This is a genomic window from Rhodococcus sp. NPDC076796 (assembly GCF_040702765.1).
Lineage (GTDB): Bacteria > Actinomycetota > Actinomycetes > Mycobacteriales > Mycobacteriaceae > Rhodococcoides.
Map to the genome: position 1 here is coordinate 700,844 of NZ_JBFBMS010000002.1, position 16,851 is coordinate 717,694.

At 65.1% G+C, this 16,851-nt stretch carries 15 protein-coding genes; 7 read left to right on the top strand and 8 right to left on the bottom strand.

Going from position 1 to position 16,851, the window contains the following annotated elements; genetic code table 11:
- The first annotated feature begins 37 nt into the window (after window positions 1-37).
- The 3 genes from AB0366_RS08580 (at window position 38) to AB0366_RS08590 (ending at window position 2,383) form a co-directional block, all read left to right on the top strand.
- Entirely contained in the window at window positions 38-493 is a 456-nt protein-coding gene (locus AB0366_RS08580) for a hypothetical protein (protein WP_366243471.1), read from the top strand.
- Window positions 494-624: 131 nt separating this feature from the next.
- Window positions 625-1,956, top strand: coding sequence for an MCE family protein (locus AB0366_RS08585; RefSeq protein WP_366243472.1), 1,332 nt, complete (start codon window positions 625-627; stop codon window positions 1,954-1,956).
- Between the two features lie 67 nt (window positions 1,957-2,023).
- A complete protein-coding gene (locus AB0366_RS08590; RefSeq protein ID WP_366243473.1) occupies window positions 2,024-2,383 on the top strand; it encodes an STAS domain-containing protein in 360 nt (119 codons plus the stop codon).
- On the opposite strand, the gene AB0366_RS08595 is transcribed toward AB0366_RS08590, so the two are convergent.
- Both AB0366_RS08595 and AB0366_RS08600 read right to left on the bottom strand, forming a co-directional pair.
- Entirely contained in the window at window positions 2,360-3,508 is a 1,149-nt protein-coding gene (locus tag AB0366_RS08595) for a SpoIIE family protein phosphatase (protein WP_366243474.1), read from the bottom strand. The genes AB0366_RS08590 and AB0366_RS08595 overlap by 24 nt on opposite strands.
- Window positions 3,505-4,305, bottom strand: coding sequence for an alpha/beta hydrolase (locus AB0366_RS08600; protein ID WP_366243475.1), 801 nt, complete (start codon window positions 4,303-4,305; stop codon window positions 3,505-3,507). The genes AB0366_RS08595 and AB0366_RS08600 overlap by 4 nt, the downstream gene beginning before the upstream one ends.
- Window positions 4,306-4,391: 86 nt before the next feature.
- On the opposite strand from AB0366_RS08600, the gene AB0366_RS08605 reads away from it, so the two are divergent.
- The gene (locus tag AB0366_RS08605) at window positions 4,392-5,444 is read left to right on the top strand and encodes an NAD(P)H-binding protein (protein ID WP_366243476.1); all 1,053 of its coding nucleotides are present in this window, start codon (window positions 4,392-4,394) and stop codon (window positions 5,442-5,444) included.
- On the opposite strand, the gene AB0366_RS08610 is transcribed toward AB0366_RS08605, so the two are convergent.
- On the bottom strand, window positions 5,441-6,925 hold the full coding sequence (locus AB0366_RS08610; protein WP_366243477.1) for an amidase: 1,485 nt from the start codon (window positions 6,923-6,925) through the stop codon (window positions 5,441-5,443). The two genes, AB0366_RS08605 and AB0366_RS08610, sit on opposite strands and share 4 nt — an antisense overlap.
- 154 nt (window positions 6,926-7,079) lie before the next feature.
- On the opposite strand from AB0366_RS08610, the gene AB0366_RS08615 reads away from it, so the two are divergent.
- Complete coding sequence (locus AB0366_RS08615; protein WP_366243478.1) at window positions 7,080-8,237, top strand: SGNH/GDSL hydrolase family protein; 1,158 nt, start codon at window positions 7,080-7,082, stop codon at window positions 8,235-8,237.
- Window positions 8,238-8,244: 7 nt separating this feature from the next.
- On the opposite strand, the gene AB0366_RS08620 is transcribed toward AB0366_RS08615, so the two are convergent.
- From AB0366_RS08620 to AB0366_RS08640, 5 genes are all read right to left on the bottom strand, one after another.
- The gene (locus AB0366_RS08620) at window positions 8,245-9,420 is read right to left on the bottom strand and encodes a 4-hydroxybenzoate 3-monooxygenase (RefSeq protein WP_366243479.1); all 1,176 of its coding nucleotides are present in this window, start codon (window positions 9,418-9,420) and stop codon (window positions 8,245-8,247) included.
- A gap of 67 nt (window positions 9,421-9,487) precedes the next feature.
- Window positions 9,488-10,240, bottom strand: coding sequence for an IclR family transcriptional regulator (locus AB0366_RS08625; RefSeq protein WP_366243835.1), 753 nt, complete (start codon window positions 10,238-10,240; stop codon window positions 9,488-9,490).
- Window positions 10,241-10,333: 93 nt separating this feature from the next.
- On the bottom strand, window positions 10,334-11,836 hold the full coding sequence (locus tag AB0366_RS08630) for a carboxyl transferase domain-containing protein (RefSeq protein WP_366243480.1): 1,503 nt from the start codon (window positions 11,834-11,836) through the stop codon (window positions 10,334-10,336).
- Window positions 11,833-13,032 (bottom strand): CoA transferase, encoded by a 1,200-nt coding sequence (locus tag AB0366_RS08635; RefSeq protein ID WP_317533833.1) that lies wholly within the window; start codon window positions 13,030-13,032, stop codon window positions 11,833-11,835. Before AB0366_RS08635 ends, AB0366_RS08630 begins: the two co-directional genes overlap by 4 nt.
- 211 nt (window positions 13,033-13,243) lie before the next feature.
- Entirely contained in the window at window positions 13,244-14,614 is a 1,371-nt protein-coding gene (locus AB0366_RS08640) for an SLC13 family permease (RefSeq protein ID WP_094614859.1), read from the bottom strand.
- Window positions 14,615-14,808: 194 nt separating this feature from the next.
- Here AB0366_RS08640 and AB0366_RS08645 point away from each other — a divergent pair, with 194 nt between their 5' ends.
- A complete protein-coding gene (locus AB0366_RS08645) occupies window positions 14,809-15,507 on the top strand; it encodes a FadR/GntR family transcriptional regulator (protein ID WP_366243481.1) in 699 nt (232 codons plus the stop codon).
- Between the two features lie 170 nt (window positions 15,508-15,677).
- Window positions 15,678-16,835 (top strand): acyl-CoA dehydrogenase family protein, encoded by a 1,158-nt coding sequence (locus AB0366_RS08650; RefSeq protein WP_366243482.1) that lies wholly within the window; start codon window positions 15,678-15,680, stop codon window positions 16,833-16,835.
- Window positions 16,836-16,851: the final 16 nt, after the last annotated feature.

A 16,851-nucleotide genomic window follows, 5' to 3' on the forward strand; every position in this document is an offset into this window, starting at 1 on the left:
CGACACACACCCCGACAACACACCCAAGGTGAAACACATGAACTCGAACATCACACTGTCCGCACTCACCGACCTCACCGGCCTCGACGTCTTCGACTATCTCGACAAGGAGATCTCCGTGCCCGTCATCGACGGCCTGCAAGCCCAAGGCGATCTGATCGTCGTACCGTACGTACTGCTCGACGGCATAGTCGTCCCCACCCAACAGACCCGGCGCGAGAACGTGCCGCTGACGGGAATCGAACTCCTGCGCAGCGCAGCAGGCGGAAACCCGCACAGCCTGGTCGCCGACGGCGGCCTCTGCTCGTGGGCCAGTCCCGTCCACGACGTCCGAGGTCTCGCCCTGGGCATCCTGACCAACTCGCAGACGGCATACCTCATTCATCCCGAGCACGGCGCCACTGGAATCGCGCCGGGTCGATACGTCATCGGCCGTCAACGGGAAGGCGGGCAGGGCGGTTGGTTCCATGCACCCCAGCTGATCGCCGACTGATAAATCGTGGTCACCGTCACATTTCTACCGAAGTGCTAGGTCCATCTCACAAACCAATCTTCGGTAGTAAGTGTGACGTTGTGTACCACTAAGGTTCGCGACATGGCTGTTGTTGTCGTTGCGACTTATCCATGACCGGCTCCCCCTCGCCGGTCCAGAACCGACTCCTCGGAATCGCTCTCGTCGTGCTCATCGTCGTGTTCGTCGGGTGGAGCGTCACCTCGTACAACAAGACGTTCAAGGACGTGGTGACGGTCTCCCTCGAGACCGACAGCGTCGGCAACGCACTTCCCCGTAACGCAGACGTCAAGGTACGCGGCCTGATCGTCGGCGAAGTGCGATCTGCGACGACGGCAGGTGGCGTCGTCACCTCGGAGCTGGCCATCGAACCGGACATGGCCGAGATGATTCCGTCGAACGCCACCGCGCGACTGCTGCCGAAGACACTGTTCGGCGAACGGTACGTCGCGTTGGTGTTGCCGGACGGCAGGCCCGGGTCGCCGATCACCGAGGGCACGGTGTTGAAGCAGGATCGCAGCGGCAACGCCATCGAGGTCGGGCAGGTGCTCGACGGCCTGCTGCCCCTGCTCCAGGCCGTGCCGCCGGAGGACCTGTCGAACACCCTCGGCGCGCTGGCGCAGGGCCTGAGCGGTCGCGGCGAAGAGCTCGGCCTCACGATCGACAGACTCGAGAACATCTTTGCCGGGCTCAACACCGAATTGCCCGCAATCCAGGAGGACCTGCGCGGGCTCGCCGACTTCTCGCAGACCTACTCCGATGCGGCTCCCGAGTTGATCAACGCACTGGACAATCTGCGGACCACGGGCAATACCGTCGTCGAGAAGCGCCCGGCCCTCGAGACGCTCTACGCGTCTTTGACATCCGCCTCCAACACCACCGCCGACTTCCTCGATGCCAACTCCGCGGACATCATCGGACTGGCCGCGAACTCCCGCGAAGCGCTCGAGGTATTCGCCGAGTTCTCCCCGGCTCTCGGGTGCACCGTCGGTCAGTTCGCCGAGGGTGCCAGGCGCGGCAAGATCCTGCTGGGCGACGGTGACGAGTATCCCGGCATCAACGTCTCGATGCCGTTCGTCAACCCGAAGGGTCGGTACCTACCGAACCAGGACGAGCCGCGATTGTTCGAGCAGGACCGCGGACCGACCTGTTACTCCTCGCTCGACCGATCGGCCGGCGAATACTTCCCGCAGTACCCGGGCAGCTCCCCCAACGACGGCTCGTACCAGGTGCCGTCGAGAAACCCCGGCGAACAGGACATTCCGTCACTTCCGGTTCCGCAGCTCTCCCCCGTGCCCGCCTCGTACGCGAACTCGGTCACCGAGCAGCAGACGTTGGCCGTCGTCTACGGCGGGGCCACAGGAATCGAGCCCGACGCAGTGCCGTCCTGGACCACGACGGTCGGCGCTCCCGCACTCAGAGGAACGCAGGTCACGTTCCAATAGGACCTACTGATTGAATGGTCCGCATGCCCCGTCGACGAGCGCGGCGGGTAACGATCCAGGAGTGCAGATGCCAGCCGATACGAACACCGCCGGATTTTCCATCCAGTCCAGCAACGACGGGCGCGCGGCCGTCATCGCGGTCGCCGGTGAACTCGACGTCACCACGGCCCCCGCATTGTCGAGCGCGATCGACGCACAGATTTCCGCCACGCCTGCCGCATTGATCGTCGATCTGAGCAAGGTTTCGTTCTTGGCCTCGGCTGCCATGACCGTGCTGGCATCGACGCAGAAGAACCACGGGGACACCGTTGACTTCTCGGTCGTCGCCGATGGGCCGACCACCAGCCGCCCGATCAAACTGATGGGTCTCGATCAGGAATTCGCGCTGCACGCCGATCTGGCGTCAGCCCTCGCCACTCTCGACTGACGACACTCCCAGCGCCATCACTGCTGCGTCGTCGGCCAACCCGTCGCCGAAGCTGTTCAGCAGGACCCGCAGATTCTCGACGATTGCCGCCGGTGCCGCCGGGGCGTGGGCGGTCGCGAACTCGAGCAGCGCGCCCTCGTCGTCGTATCGACCTGTGCCCACCCGGGCCTCGGTGAGACCGTCGGTATAGAGCATCAGGGTGTCGCCTGCGCTCAATGTGACGGTGGCGGGCACGAACCGCGCGTGCCGCAGAATTCCGACGAGTTGCCCACCCGTCATGTGGACGTAGTGCGCGCTGCCGTCGGCCCGCATCACCAGCGGAGGCGGATGACCGCCGCTGGCCATCGACACCTCGAATCCTCCGGCCGAGCGGCTGAGCACCCCGAACACCGCAGTGCAGAACTGCGCGTCGTTCTCGCGGAACTCCTGCCGCAGAACCGAATCCAGATTATGCAGAACAGCGACCGGGTCGTGGTCGTACACCGCGGCCGCGCGCAGGGTGTACCGCGTCAACGACGTCACGGCTGCGGCCGACGCACCTTTGCCGCACACGTCGCCGAGGAAGAATCCCCAGCGGTCGTCCGACAGCGGGAACAGATCGTAGAAATCTCCACCCACCTCATCGCTCGATGCCGCGTGATAGTGCGCGGCAGCGGTCATTCCCGACGGCGGCAGCAGGGCAGGCGGCAGCAGCGACCGCTGCAGTGTCTTGGCCAGCAGCTGCGCTCGCGTTCGGGACTCGAGCAACTCGCGTTCGTAGGTGCGACGGTCCCTGGCGTCGAGCGCGGTGATGCGAATCAGTACCGGCGTGCCCGTCTCGTCGGTCTTGACGTTCGCGGTCATGAACACGGGCAGCCGTCGGCGATCGGACGTCACGAAGTCGATGGCAATGCCGTCGAGCTGGCCGTACATCCGCAGAATGGGACCGAAGTGCGTCTCGTAGTGAATGCGTCCACCGGCGGTGAGAAGTTGGGTGAAGTCCGTACCGATCAACGCGTCGATCTCGAAGCCGAGCCAACCCGCCAGCGTCGAGTTCAGTCTCACGATCCGCATGTCGGGAAGAACCGACAGATAACCGCAGGGCGCGTTCTCGTACAGGTCCTCGATGTCGAGTTCGTGAATCACGACGATCTCACGAAGGTCGCAATCGCCTCGGCGGTCTGTTCGGGCTGGGTGACGTGCGGGCAGTGTCCGCTGGCGTCGAGCGTCCGGAGGGTGCTGCCGGTGATGTGTTCGTGGACGTATCTGCCGACCTGAGGCGGCGCCAGCGAATCCCGCGCACAGTCGACGATCATCGTGGGCAGGGCTACCCCGGCCAGATCGGCGCGATTGTCGGACAGGAAGGTGGTGCGGGCGAACACCCGTGCGCACTCGGGATCGGTTCGGCAGTAGCTCGCGGTCCACAGGTTCTCGAGATCCGGCCGATCCGGTGCGTTCACCACGATCGGTGCCATCGATGCGGACCATCCCAGGTAGTTGCTGTCCAAAGACTCGAGCAACTCGTCGATGTCCTCGCGGCTGAATCCACCGCGGTAGTCACCGTCGTCGATGTACCGGGGGGACGGCGTCAGAAGAAAGAGCTTGCTGAACAACTCGGGAGCCGCCTGGACCGCGAGAACACCCATCATCGACGCCACCGAATGTCCCACGAACGTGACGTCGCGGAGGTCGAGTTCCCGGACTATGTCCACGATGTCGTCGACGTAGGCGTCCAGCGGCGCGTACTTGTCCGCATCCCACGCCGAGGGGTCCGACGCTCCTGACCCGACGTGATCGAACAGCACGATCGAGAAATTCGGAGCCAGGAGATCGGTCACCGAACGCCACAGCGTCTGGTCGCAACCGAAGCCGTGAGCCAGCATCACCACGGGGCCGTCGGCAGCCCCGACGACCCTGACGTTGTTCCTGATACGCGCGCTCACCCGCACAGTGTGTCATCTGCCTCCGACGCCGGGGAGTGAGACTGCTCCGACGGGGTATGGCCTCTGTCTACAGAAACGAGAAAGTCATGCGAGTGCTGGTCACCGGCGCAACCGGATACATCGGGTCTCGGCTGATCCCGGTCCTGCTCGAACAGGGTCACGACGTGCACGCTGCCATGCGAGATCCGAGCAAGAAATCGCGCTTCGCCTGGGGCGCTCACGTCACCGCCGTGCACTTCGACCTCGACGATCACGAGACCTTCGACACCGCGACCGAGAACGTGGACGCCGTCGTCTATCTGGTGCACTCGATGGACGAGGGCGACTTCGTCGAGAAGGATCGCCACGCCGCGCAGTCCATGGCCGCCGCCGCCGAGCGCAACGGCCTGCGCCGGATCGTCTACCTCTCCGGCCTCATCCCCGACGACGGCACCCCGTTGTCCGATCATCTGCGCTCTCGCCTGCAGGTCGAGGAGACGTTCCTCGACAGTTCCGTCGACGCCACCGTGCTGCGGGCGGCGATCATCCTCGGTTCGGGATCGACCTCGTTCGAGTTGGTGCGCCGGATGACCGAGCGTCTGCCGCTCACGCCCATCCCGACGTGGATGCGCAGGCAGGTACAGCCCATCGCCGTCGTCGATGTGGTCGCCATCATCGCCCGTGCCCTCGGCGACACCGCCCGCCCGGGAACGTTCGACATCGGCGGAACCGAAACGATGAGCTACCCGCAGCTGCTGCAGGCGTACGGCAGCGTCGCCGGTCTGCGTCGCGTACAGATCCCGGTTCCGCTGTTGCCGACCGGCCTGGTGGGGCGCGCCGTCGCCACCATCACCGCCATGCCTCCCGGCACGGTGATCTCGTTGGTCGACAGCCTCACCCACGACATGGTGGTGCGCCGCGGGAACGCGGCGACGGAAGTGTTCGCCGAGCCCGGTACGTCGCTGATGAGCGTCCGAGAGGCCCTGGAGCGTTCGATCACCGTCACCGCCGAGGAGGGCACCGATGCCCACGCCGATCCCCAAGCTGCCGCCGATACCGATCCCGAGTGGGCAGGTGGGGTCGTCGATATCGTCGACGGCCAGGTGCGGCAACGGCCGTCGGGCATCCTCGGAAAGGCTCTGCTCGGAGCGACCCGCTAACCGATGTCGGCGTAGTGGTGCGCCCACGGCACGGCTCGCTCCAACTGTCCGGCCAGTTGGACGAGCAATGCTTCGCCTCCCAGCGGTGCGGTGAAGTGCGCGCCCATCGGAAGGCCCTCGGGGGTCCAGTGCACGGGAAGCGACAGCGCCGGGCGCCCGGTGACGTTTCCCAGCTGGGTGTAGGGAATCCACGAGATGTTGTCGTCGATCATCTGATCCACGATTCCGGTGTAGCGCAGGACTCCGGCAGTTCTGCTGCGCAACAACAACTCCGATGCCAGTTCCAACGGCTTTGCGAGATCGAAGGCACCGATCTTCGGAGGCAGCTCCGCGAGAGTCGGCGTGAGCAGCAGGTCGTACTTCTCGAAGAAGGTGGCCAGCGCACGAACGTGCACATGGCGACCTTCCACCGCTTCGAGGTACTCGACGCCACTGGCGGATCTGCCCAGCGCCGCCATGATGCGGGTATCTCGCTCGAATTTGTCGTCGCCGCAACCGGTTCTGCGTTTCACCTCGTCCATCTCCCATGCCAGGTAGGTGAACCAGGCCAGTAGGAACTCGCGGTTGAGGTTCGCGTCGTCGTACGGCGGGGCGTCGAGAAGTTCGACCGTGTGGCCGAGATCGGTGAGTGTCTCGGCGGCAGACTCCATCGCGGCGACGGCCTGCGGGTGAGGCGACGGATTGACCGATGTCACGGCATACATGCCGATGCGCAACGGCTTCGGGTCCATCTCCGTTCGAGACAGGAACGTTCCGTCCGAACGCGCGGGCAGGTAGCCGGACGTCGCCTCGCCGCCCGCGAGCACGTCGAGCATCGCGGCGGTATCGCGCACCGATCTCGACACGACGCCCTGCACCGCTGCCCCGTGCATCGGCTCGCCGAACGTGGGGCCCGACGGCACCAGTCCGCGTCCCGGCTTGAGCCCGACGAGCCCACAGCACGACGCCGGAATCCGGATGGAACCGCCGCCGTCGTTGGCTCCCGCCACCGGGACGATGCCGGCCGCGACCGCGGCGGCCGATCCACCCGACGATCCACCGGGAGTTCTGCTGCGATCCCAGGGGTTTCGGGTCGCGCCGTGCACCGCCGGTTCGGTGATTCCCTTGGCTCCGAATTCCGGAGTGTTGGTCTTGCCGAAGATCACCAGGCCTGCATCGAGCCAGCGCTGCACCACCGTGGAATGCTCGGGCATCGGCAGATCCGTCAACGAACGCGATCCACTCGATGTGGGCAGGCCTGCGTAGTCCTGCGAGAGATCCTTGATCAGGAACGGCACGCCGGCGAACGGCCCCTGCAGCGGTCGCGTCAGCTGGTCGTCGGCCTGCTCCGACATCACCCGCACCACCGAATTGAGCCGCGGATCGATCGACTTGACCTGCCCCAGTGCACAGTCGAGCAATTCGCGCGGTGTCACCTCACCGTCGGCAACCAATTCCGCCAGGCCAAGACCGTCGTACTTCCGATACTCGTCGATGCGCATGGTGCCACCCTAGTGCGACGCCCGTCACAGCCGAAGCGTTGCGAACCCGGTGACCGGATGCGCCATCGCGCCTGCCTGCACTCCGGCCCGATGAGGTTCAATACGATCAGGTTGTCGACCGAGCCCGTCCCAGCACCGAAAGAACGGCACTTCCATGATCGAGATCGACATCTCCGACGCCATCCTCCGCGGCGCGGCCGAACTGGAACGAACCGCCAACGGCATTCTCACCCATCGCCTTCCACTCGATGCTCGCCAACGCTTCTCCGATCCACAGCTCACGATGGCCGAGTCTCAGCCGTCAGGAGCTCGGTTGGTCTTCACCACCGCTGCCACCACCATCGAGATCGATGCCGTGGCAACGAGGCGCACATTCCTCGGTCTGCCACCACGACCGGCCGGGCTGTTCGACCTGCGAGTCGATGGTGTTCTCACCGACCGGGCCCCGACGACGGGTGGCGTCACCACGATCATCGATATGGCTACCGGGTCGGTGAACAATCAGGTCGAGAGCAGTGGGCTCATTCGATTCTCGGGGCTGGCCCATGCCGACAAGCTCGTGGAGATCTGGTTACCGCACAACGAAGCCATCGAGTTGGTCGCCCTGCGCACCGATGGTCCCGTCACTCCTGTTGAGGACGAACGGCCGAAGTGGATCAACTACGGCAGCTCCATCAGCCAGGGATCCAACGCCACTGGGCCGAGCACCACCTGGACGGCGCTGGCCGCAGCAGCCGCCGACGTGCAACTGCGAAATCTGGGCTTCGGTGGAAGTGCGCTGCTCGACCAGTTCGTCGCCAGGACCATTCGCGATGCGCCCGCCGATCTGATCAGCTTGGAGATCGGCATCAATCTGGTCAACTCCGACGTGATGCGGCTGCGCGCTTTCACCTCCGCGGTGCACGGATTTCTCGATACGATCCGGGACGGTCACCCCGACACGCCGATTCTCGTGATCTCGGCAATGCTGTGCCCCATTCACGAGAGCACACCGGGCCCAGGAGCTTTCGACCCCGCAGCACTGGCGTCGGGCACGATCGAGTTCATGGCGACGGGCGATCCTGCCGAGGTGCGGACCGGAAAGCTCACGCTCGAGGTCGTCCGCGAAGAACTCGCCCGCATCGTCGCCGACCGAGCCGGCGACGACACCCACCTGCACAACCTCGGGGGCCTGAACCTGTACGGGCACAACGATTCCGATGAACATCCATTGCCGGATCGTCTCCACCCCGACCAGGCGACACACGAACTGATCGCACGACGCTTCGTCGACACCGCTTTCGCCGACGGGGGTCCTTTCGCACGCCAGTGAGCCCGGCTCAGAACCCGATGGGAAGTCCCGCGTAGTTCTCCGCCAGTCCCGTGGCCCCTGCCTCGCTGGAGGCCACCCATTTCAGTTGCGAGAGTTGCAACTGCGTGTCGAACGGGTCGTCGCCGGTGTGCAGCATCGTGGTCATCCACCAGGAGAAGTGGGTGCAGCGCCAGACGCGTCGAAGGGCGTCGTCACTGTAGGCATCGGCGGCGCGAGAGTCGTTCTTGCCCAGCAACGATGTCAGCGCCGGTGCCAACAGGGCCACGTCGGCCACTGCGAGGTTGAGGCCCTTCGCTCCGGTCGGCGGCACGATGTGCGCGGCGTCGCCGGCCAGAAAGAGATTGCCGTGTCGCATCGGTGTTTGCACGTAGCTGCGCATCGGCAGCACGCTCTTCTCGGTGATCGGCCCTGGCGTGAGTTCCCAGCCGTCCTGACCGTGACCGAGCCTGCGTGCCAAGCCATCCCAGATCCGCTCGTCGGACCAGGTGGCGATGTCGGTGCCGTTGGGAACCTGCAGATACAGCCGACTGACCGTCGACGATCGCATCGAGTGCATCGCGAAGCCGTCCTGATGCCAGGCATAGATGAGCTCGTCGGTGGAGGGTGCGACATCGGCCAGCACCCCGAGCCAGGAGTACGGATACGTCCGCTCCCAGGTGTTGCGTACCGAATCCGGCATCGCGGCACGGCTGGGGCCGAACGAACCGTCGCATCCGGCAACGACATTCGCGTCGATCCGCATCGGGGCCCCCGAGGAATCGGTGAACGTGACGTACGGGGCGTCGGACTCGACGTCGTGCAACGCGGTGTCCGAGACGTCGTAGTAGATCTGCTGGCCGGCCTTCTCGCGTGCCGCCACGAGATCCTTGGTCACCTCGGTCTGCCCGTACACCCACACGCTTCGGTCCACCAGGTCACGAAAGTCGATGTGGTGCCGCTCTTCCGGCCACTGCAGATAGATTCCGCGATGCTCGTGCCCTTCTCGATGCAACCGCTCACCCAGGCCGTGGTCGTCGAGCAGCTGAACCGTCGAATGTTCGAGGATGCCCGCGCGGATTCGCGAGAGCACGTACTCCTGCGTGCGCGACTCGATCAGAACGGAATCGATTCCCTGCTCCCCGAGCAGGTGGGACAGCAGCAGACCCGCGGGCCCTGCACCGATGATGGCAACCTGTGTACGCATGCATCGAGTACACCGCGCGTTCGGGCCGGGAACAAGATGCGGTTTCCACTCAGTGAAAACACTGCACTCACCTCCGCAGACTTCGCTCGATTCCTCGGGCCGCGACCTGCAGAGCTGCAACCAGTCTGGCGCGATCTCGGCCGATACTCGGAACCACGATTCCCAGCGCAGCCACCACACTCTCACCCTCGCCCCGGACCGGCACGGCCACCGAGCACGCCCCAAGCGTCATTTCCTCGACCGTCTGCGCATACCCCTCGCGATGCACTCGGCGTAGTTCGCTGTCCAACTTCCCCGGGTGAGTCACCGTGTACGGGGTGATGCGGGCCAAGTTCCTGAGCACGCGATCGTGCACCTCGCGCGGGGCGTAGGCCAACAACACCTTGCCGACTCCGGTCGCATACAGCGGCAGGCGGGCTCCGACCCGGCTGACCGCGGGCACCGACGCGTGCCCGGCCAACCTGTCGAGGTAGAGCACCTCGTCGCCGTCGCGAATGGCCAAATGCACCGTGGCGAGAGTCGCGCCGTAGAGGTCGTGCAGAAACGGCGAGGCGATCTCTCGCAGATCGGCTTGATCCGGTGCCAGCAAGCCCAACTTCCACAGCCGACGCCCCACCACGTAGCGGCCGTCGTCACCGCGAACGAGCGCTCCCCAGTCGACCAGTTCACGCACCAGGCGATGTGCGGTGGCGACGGGCAGGTCGGCACCGTCGGCCAGTTCGGTCAGCGTGAGCGCGGGGGTCCGCTCGTCGAACACGGCCAGGAGCGCCAGCAGTCGCGAGGCCACCGAGACCCCCGGATCCCGCGTATTGCCTGCCACGTGCACGACGATAGCCTCCCCGGTCATCGCCGAGCTCGAAGTTGTGGACGAATTCCGGCCGAAAATCATCCATAACTTCGAGTTCGGCGGGCATCAGACCGCGGTAGCCGCGAAGCCGATTCTGTTGAAACGCTTTTCGCGGGCAATCATCCGCATCGACGGATCCTGGGCGATCAGGTCCGCGAGCTCACGGTGCAGCACCGCACCCACCCGATCGCAGAACTGCTGCGATTCGTCCGCCGCGTCGGGCAGCTCGGGAATGATGATGTCGACGACACCGGCCCGGAAGAGGTCGAGCGAGCGCACTCCCTGCTTGGTGGCCATCTCCGCGGCATGGGCGGTGTCGCGATGCACGATGGCCGACGCACCCTCGGGCGGCAGCGGCGAGAGCCACGCGTGCTGAGCGGCAAGAACGCGATCAGCTGGTACCAGCGCGAGTGCGCCGCCGCCGGTCCCCTGCCCCAACAGCAATGACAGCGTGGGGGTTTCGAGGTCGACCATGTCTGCGATGCACCGGGCGATTTCTCCCGCCAGACCACCTTCCTCCGCCTCCTTGGACAGCGCTGCACCTGCCGTGTCGATGACGGTGACGAGCGGAAGCTTCAGATCCTGTGCCAGACGCATACCGCGTCGAGCCTCGCGAAGCGCTGCCGGACCGAGCGGGGTCTTCGTCGTCTGCCCACGTCGATCCTGCCCGAGCAGTACGCACGGCATGTCGCCGAACCTGACGAGAGCCAGAATCAGACCGGGATCGGACTCGCCCTGACCGGTTCCGTTGAGCGGCAGCACATCTGCTGCAGTACTGAACAGCAACTCGCGCACGCCGGGACGATCCTCCCTACGGGAGGCCAGAATCGACGTCCACGCCGGCACGTCCTCGAACTTCCATTCGAGCGCCTCGACGGTACGTGGCCGGCACGACGGGATGTCGGTCATGATGCGCAGCGCCCGATCGACGATTTCGCCGAGCTGCTCGGGCGGGCGGATGGCATCGATGAGCCCGTGGGCCTGGAGGTTCTCCGACGTCTGCACGCCCGTGGGGAACTTCGCGTCGTAGAGGGCCTCGTAGACGCGAGGCCCGAGGAAGCCGACGAGGGCACCGGGCTCGGCGACGGTGACGTGTCCGAGCGACCCCCAGGACGCGAAGACTCCGCCGGTGGTGGGGTGCCGCAGGTAGACGATGTACGGCAGGTTCGCCGCCTTGTGCGCAGTGATCGCGGCGGTGATCTTGACCATCTGCAGAAACGCGACGGTGCCCTCCTGCATGCGGGTTCCGCCGGAGGTCGGCAGCGCTAGCAGCGGCAGCCGCTCGTCCGTCGACCGGTGCACGGCAGTGACGAGCCGTTCACCCGCCGCAACCCCGATCGAGCCGGCCAGAAATGCGAACTCGCCGAGCAGGATTGCGACCTTGCGGCCCCGAATGGTCGCGGACCCGGTGAGAACGGACTCGTCGAGACCGGTCTTCTCACGGGCCGCCGCCAGTTCGCTCGCGTACTCGTCGTCGATGACGTAGTCCGCGGTCGGAGTGTCCCAGGAGTCGAAGCTGCCGGGATCGATCACCAGATCGAGCAGTTCGAGGGCGGTCATTCTGGTCATCGGATCGCTTCTTTCAGCCAGTCGCGGACGAGCTCGTCGTCGGCACCCAGTACCGGCGGCGCCAAGTGATTGGTTTCGGTGACTTCGGTGCCGTCGGATTCGAAGAAGCGCAGGGGCGGCCCCGGCAGGGTGACCGTGCCCAACGTCGCGTGCTCGACGTCCACCAGCAGGCCCTGGGACTTGGTCTGCTCCCACTCGTACACTTCCTGCACGTTGCGCACTTTGCCTGCGGGAACACCGATCTCGTCGAGAAGGGACAGCAGCGGTTCGGTGTCGTAGGTGCGGAAGATCTTGGAGACGAGTTCGATGACGTCGTCGCGACTGTCCACCCGCTGCGGATTGGTGGCCATGCCCTCGAGATCGGGATCGATGCCGAAGCCCTCGCAGAACCGATGCCACAGCCCCTCGCTACCCACGGAGATCTGCACTGCGCCATCCGATGTCGGAAACAATCCGTACGGGCAGATCGACGGGTGGTGATTACCCTGAGCCGCGCCCACCTCGCCTGCGACGGTCCACTTGGTGCCCTGGAAGGCGTGCACTCCGACGACGCTGGCGAGCAGCGAGGTGCGGACGACCTTGCCGCGGCCGGTGCGGTCGCGTTCACGCAGTGCCGCGAGAACGCCGAAGGCTCCGTACATTCCGGCCAGCAGGTCTGCGATGGGAACGCCGACGCGCTGGACATCCTCGGGGCCCGAGCCGGTGAACGACATCAGCCCGGCCTCACCCTGGGCGATCTGGTCGTAGCCGGAGCGGCCGCCCTCGGGTCCGTCGTGGCCGAATCCACTGATCGACAGTACGACCGTGCGCGGGTTGATCTCGGCGATGCGCTCGGGTGAGAAGCCGAGGCGGTCGAGCACTCCGGTGCGAAAGTTCTCGAGCAGCACGTCTGCTCGTTCGATCATGTGCTCCAACGCTTCTCGGCCGTCGTCGGTCTTGAGATCGAGGGCGATGGACCGCTTGTTGCGGTTGGCCGAGAGGAAGTACGTCGACTCGCGTTCGGCATCGCGCGGAGTGACGAAGGGGGGACCCCAGACTCGGGTGTCGTCGCCGCCCTTGGGGGTCTCGACCTTGATGATGTCTGCGCCGAGGTCGCCGAGCATCATCGCCGCGTGCGGGCCGGCCAGGGCGCGGGTCAGATCGACCACCACGGTGCCTTCGAGCGGTCCGGTTCTGCCTGTCGTGTTGAGGGGCATCGAATTGATCCTTACGTCGAAGCGAGATGGGGCCGAACTCGAAGTCCGATTGGATTACTGAACCAGTGGCCTAGCCAATTCCATTGGACCAGCGAACCACAGAGAAGTCAAGTAGCGATTTACGCGCCTTTGCCCAGCTCAGACGCGTGATGGCGGCACGTCGAACACACGTGCCGCCATCATCGAGCGCCTGTTTTCAGCTGCAGTACTGCTACATCCAGCCGGGTACGACCAGCAATCCCCAGGCGATCAGCGGACCGATGACCACGACCAGGGCGCTGTATTTGAGGATCTGCTTGTAGAACACATCTCGGTCGATGTCCTGAGCGTTGGCGAGCACCAGGGCTCCGTTGGTGGAGAACGGGCTGACGTCGACGATGGTCGAAGCGATGGACAGAGCCACGATGACTCCGATGGCTCCCACTTCACCGGCGAGCAGAAACGGAACGGCCAGCGGAATGGTGACGCCGAGGATCGCGGTGGACGACGCGAAGGCCGAGACGATGGCACCGATGTAGCAGAGCAGCAGCGCCACGAGAAGCGGGATGCCGATGTTGGCGACCGAATCGCCGACGTACTCGACGGTTCCGGCTTCCTGCAACACTCCGACGAACGTGAGCACACCACCGATGAGCAGCACCGTCGACCAACTGATCTGGTTGATTGCGCCCTTCTGCGCCTTGGGCGATGCGAGAGCGAGGATCACGGCCACCGTCATCGCGATGAATCCGACGTCGAGGTCGAGCACGAGGGCGAACAGAGCCAGCGAGGCCAGGCCGACGAGCGTGAGAATCTGATCGAAAGTGATGGCCTTGACCGCGGTGGCCAGGGGCGGTGCGTTCTCGACGGTGACCGTCTGACCGGACGGACGAGGCGTCGACGCCCCGAAGCCGCGCATGACCGTTCGCGAACCCGAACCGCCGACTCCGCCGGTGTCACCGTCGGGACGCGTGCCGTCCTCGTCGTGCACGCTGCGTCCGATGAGGGAGCGGCCACCGAGGAACATGAACAGCAGCGCGCCAATTGCGGCGTTGAAGAACAAGCTACCGAGGAAGAGTGTGAGGGGACTGTTGACGAGTCCTGCGTTGGCGGCGATGTTGTTGACCGTGACGCCGTAGATGCTGATGGGTGAGAATCCGCCTGCCTGCGCGCCGTGGATGACCATCATGCCCATGAGCAGGGCGTTGATCTTGTAGCGCGCGGCAAAGCCGAGGGCGATCGGGGCAACGATGGCCACCGCGGCCGGCCCGAGCGCACCGATCGAGGTCAGGACGCCGGTGATACCGAACATCACCCAGGGGATCAGTGCCACCCGGCCTCCGACGAGTCGAACGGCTCCGCGGACCAGGAGGTCGACCGTGCCGTTGTTCTGCGCGATGGCGAACAGGTAGGTGATGCCGACGAGCGTGAGGAACAGACTGCTCGGGAAGCCGGCAATGATGTCGTCGGCACCCATGCCCACGGCAAGTGTTCCGACGAAGAACGCCGCCACGAACCCCAACGCGCCCATGTTCACGGGGAACACGGTTGCGGCGAGGAACATGACGACGAGCGCAAGGATGGGTATCAACTCGGTCGACATCGAAGGTCTCCGGTCCGTCTGTGGTGTCACCCGAGCGGTTGCCCAGGATCTCCAGTGGCTAATTGGACTGGCCACTGAGTCAATAGGGACTCAACCAGTGAAGTGGATCACTTGTCAACCCCCGATGTGTCCGTCGTTACTCCTATGACGGCGACTAGGGTGGAGGCCCGGAGGAACAGAGAGCGAGTGACACAGTGGCTGAGCAAATTCGCCCCGTGACCCGACCACGGCTGTACGAGGTCATCGTCGAACAGCTGTGCAAGCACATCGCCGACCGCGAGATGAACCCTGGTGATCGACTTCCGCCGGAGCGCGAACTGGCCGGCCACCTCGGGGTCAGCCGGGCATCCCTGAGCCAGGCCCTCGTCGCCCTCGAAGTGCAGGGCATTCTGTCGGTCCGGCACGGCGACGGCGCAGTGCTCGTGCGACGACCCGTGGGAGACATGGCAATTCGCGCGCTACGCGAGCACGCTAACCGGCTGCCCGAGGTGATCGAGGCCCGTGAGGCACTCGAGGTGAAGCTCGCCGAACTGGCGGCGACGCGTCGCAGTGACGACGAAATGGCGGCGATCGACCACGCCGTGTCCGTGATGGCCACCGAGATCACCGACGGCGATCGAGGCGACTCGGGCGACGAGCTGTTCCATCACGCGATCACCGAGGCGGCGCACTCACCGTTGCTCGCCAGGCTCATGGGGGAAATCGCCGGCCTCATCCGCGAGACCCGCATCGAGTCGTTGTCGCAGTCCAATCGCCCCCAGGCCTCGCTCGAGCATCATCGACGCATCGCCGAGGCCGTGCGCAATCAGGATCCGGCCGAGGCAGGACGGGCAATGGCCGACCACATCCGACTCGTCTCGGATGTGGCGCTGCTGCGATCGGTCGACGGCTAGAGAACTCCCCGCCGAACTCGAAGTTATGGACGAATCCGGACCCGAATCCATCCATAACTTCGAGTTCGGCAGGTAGGAGCACCCACTGTTGACATCCACGGCACCGTCGCGCAATCATTATTGGCACAGCGCCAATAAATCACAGATGCGCTTCGAGCCAAGGACCCACCATGACTGCACTCGCAGACCGTACCTCCGACGACCTCGCTACCGAGCTCGCCGACGTGCGACAGCTCGCCCGAGGATTCTTCGAGAAGGAGGTCGCGCCGCATCGCCAGGAATTCGCGGCTGCCGGACGCCCCAGCCGCGAGGTCTACCGCACCGCAGGCAGCCTCGGACTGCTCGGCATGTCGGTGCCCGAGCAGTACGGCGGAGGCGGCGGCGACTTCCGCCACGAGGCGGTGCTGTTCGAAGAACAGGTTCGCTCCGGCGACTCGGCCATGCAGCTCGGCGTGCACAGCGGCATCGTTCCGCACTACATCCTGGCCTACGCGTCCGAGGAGAAGAAGCAGCAGTGGCTGCCGAAGCTCTGCTCGGGAGAGTGGATCGGCGCCATCGCCATGACCGAACCTGGCACCGGCTCGGACCTGCAGGGCATCACCACCCGCGCAGTGCGTGACGGCGACGACTACGTCGTGACCGGCGGAAAGACGTTCATCTCCAACGGAGCTCACTGCGATCTGATCATCATCGCCGCCAAGACCGATCCGTCCGCCGGAGCCCGGGGACTGTCACTGCTCGTCGCCGAGGTCTCCGACGACACCGAAGGCTTCCACCGCGGACGCGTGCTGCACAAGATCGGTCAGAAGGGCCAGGACACAGCCGAACTCACCTTCGACGGACTCCGCATCCCCGCGGGCAACATTCTGAGTGAAGAGGGTCGCGGCTTCGCGCAGTTGATGCAACAACTCCCCCAGGAACGCCTGATCTGCGGCATCGCAGCCGCCGCGATGATCGACGCCGCCGTCTCACAGACCGTCGAATACACCAAGTCGCGCAGCGCTTTCGGCAAGACACTGTTCGATCTGCAGAACACCAAGTTCGAGCTCGCCGAATGCGCCACCATCGGCCGCGTCGTCCGCACCTTCGTCGACGACGCCATGGCACAGCACATCTCGGGCAGCCTCGACGTCACCACGGCAGCGATGGTCAAGTACTGGACCACCGACCGACAGTTCGAGGTGGTCGACCGTTGCCTACAGCTCTTCGGTGGGTACGGCTACATGGAGGAATACCCCATCGCCCGCATGTTCGTCGACGGCCGCATCGCACGCATCTACGCCGGTGCCAACGAAGTCATGAAAGACCTCATCTCCCGCTCCTTGTAACTCGGCAATATTGTTG

Excerpts from the sequence above, each read along its gene's own strand:
- AB0366_RS08580 (WP_366243471.1), top strand. The coding sequence starts at position 38 with ATGAACTCGAACATCACACTGTCCGCACTCACCGACCTCACCGGCCTC.
- AB0366_RS08585 (WP_366243472.1), top strand. The coding sequence starts at position 625 with ATGACCGGCTCCCCCTCGCCGGTCCAGAACCGACTCCTCGGAATCGCT.
- AB0366_RS08590 (WP_366243473.1), top strand. The coding sequence starts at position 2,024 with ATGCCAGCCGATACGAACACCGCCGGATTTTCCATCCAGTCCAGCAAC.
- AB0366_RS08605 (WP_366243476.1), top strand. The coding sequence starts at position 4,392 with ATGCGAGTGCTGGTCACCGGCGCAACCGGATACATCGGGTCTCGGCTG.
- AB0366_RS08610 (WP_366243477.1), bottom strand. The coding sequence starts at position 6,925 with ATGCGCATCGACGAGTATCGGAAGTACGACGGTCTTGGCCTGGCGGAA.
- AB0366_RS08615 (WP_366243478.1), top strand. The coding sequence starts at position 7,080 with ATGATCGAGATCGACATCTCCGACGCCATCCTCCGCGGCGCGGCCGAA.
- AB0366_RS08620 (WP_366243479.1), bottom strand. The coding sequence starts at position 9,420 with ATGCGTACACAGGTTGCCATCATCGGTGCAGGGCCCGCGGGTCTGCTG.
- AB0366_RS08630 (WP_366243480.1), bottom strand. The coding sequence starts at position 11,836 with ATGACCAGAATGACCGCCCTCGAACTGCTCGATCTGGTGATCGATCCC.
- AB0366_RS08635 (WP_317533833.1), bottom strand. The coding sequence starts at position 13,032 with ATGCCCCTCAACACGACAGGCAGAACCGGACCGCTCGAAGGCACCGTG.
- AB0366_RS08640 (WP_094614859.1), bottom strand. The coding sequence starts at position 14,614 with ATGTCGACCGAGTTGATACCCATCCTTGCGCTCGTCGTCATGTTCCTC.
- AB0366_RS08650 (WP_366243482.1), top strand. The coding sequence starts at position 15,678 with ATGACTGCACTCGCAGACCGTACCTCCGACGACCTCGCTACCGAGCTC.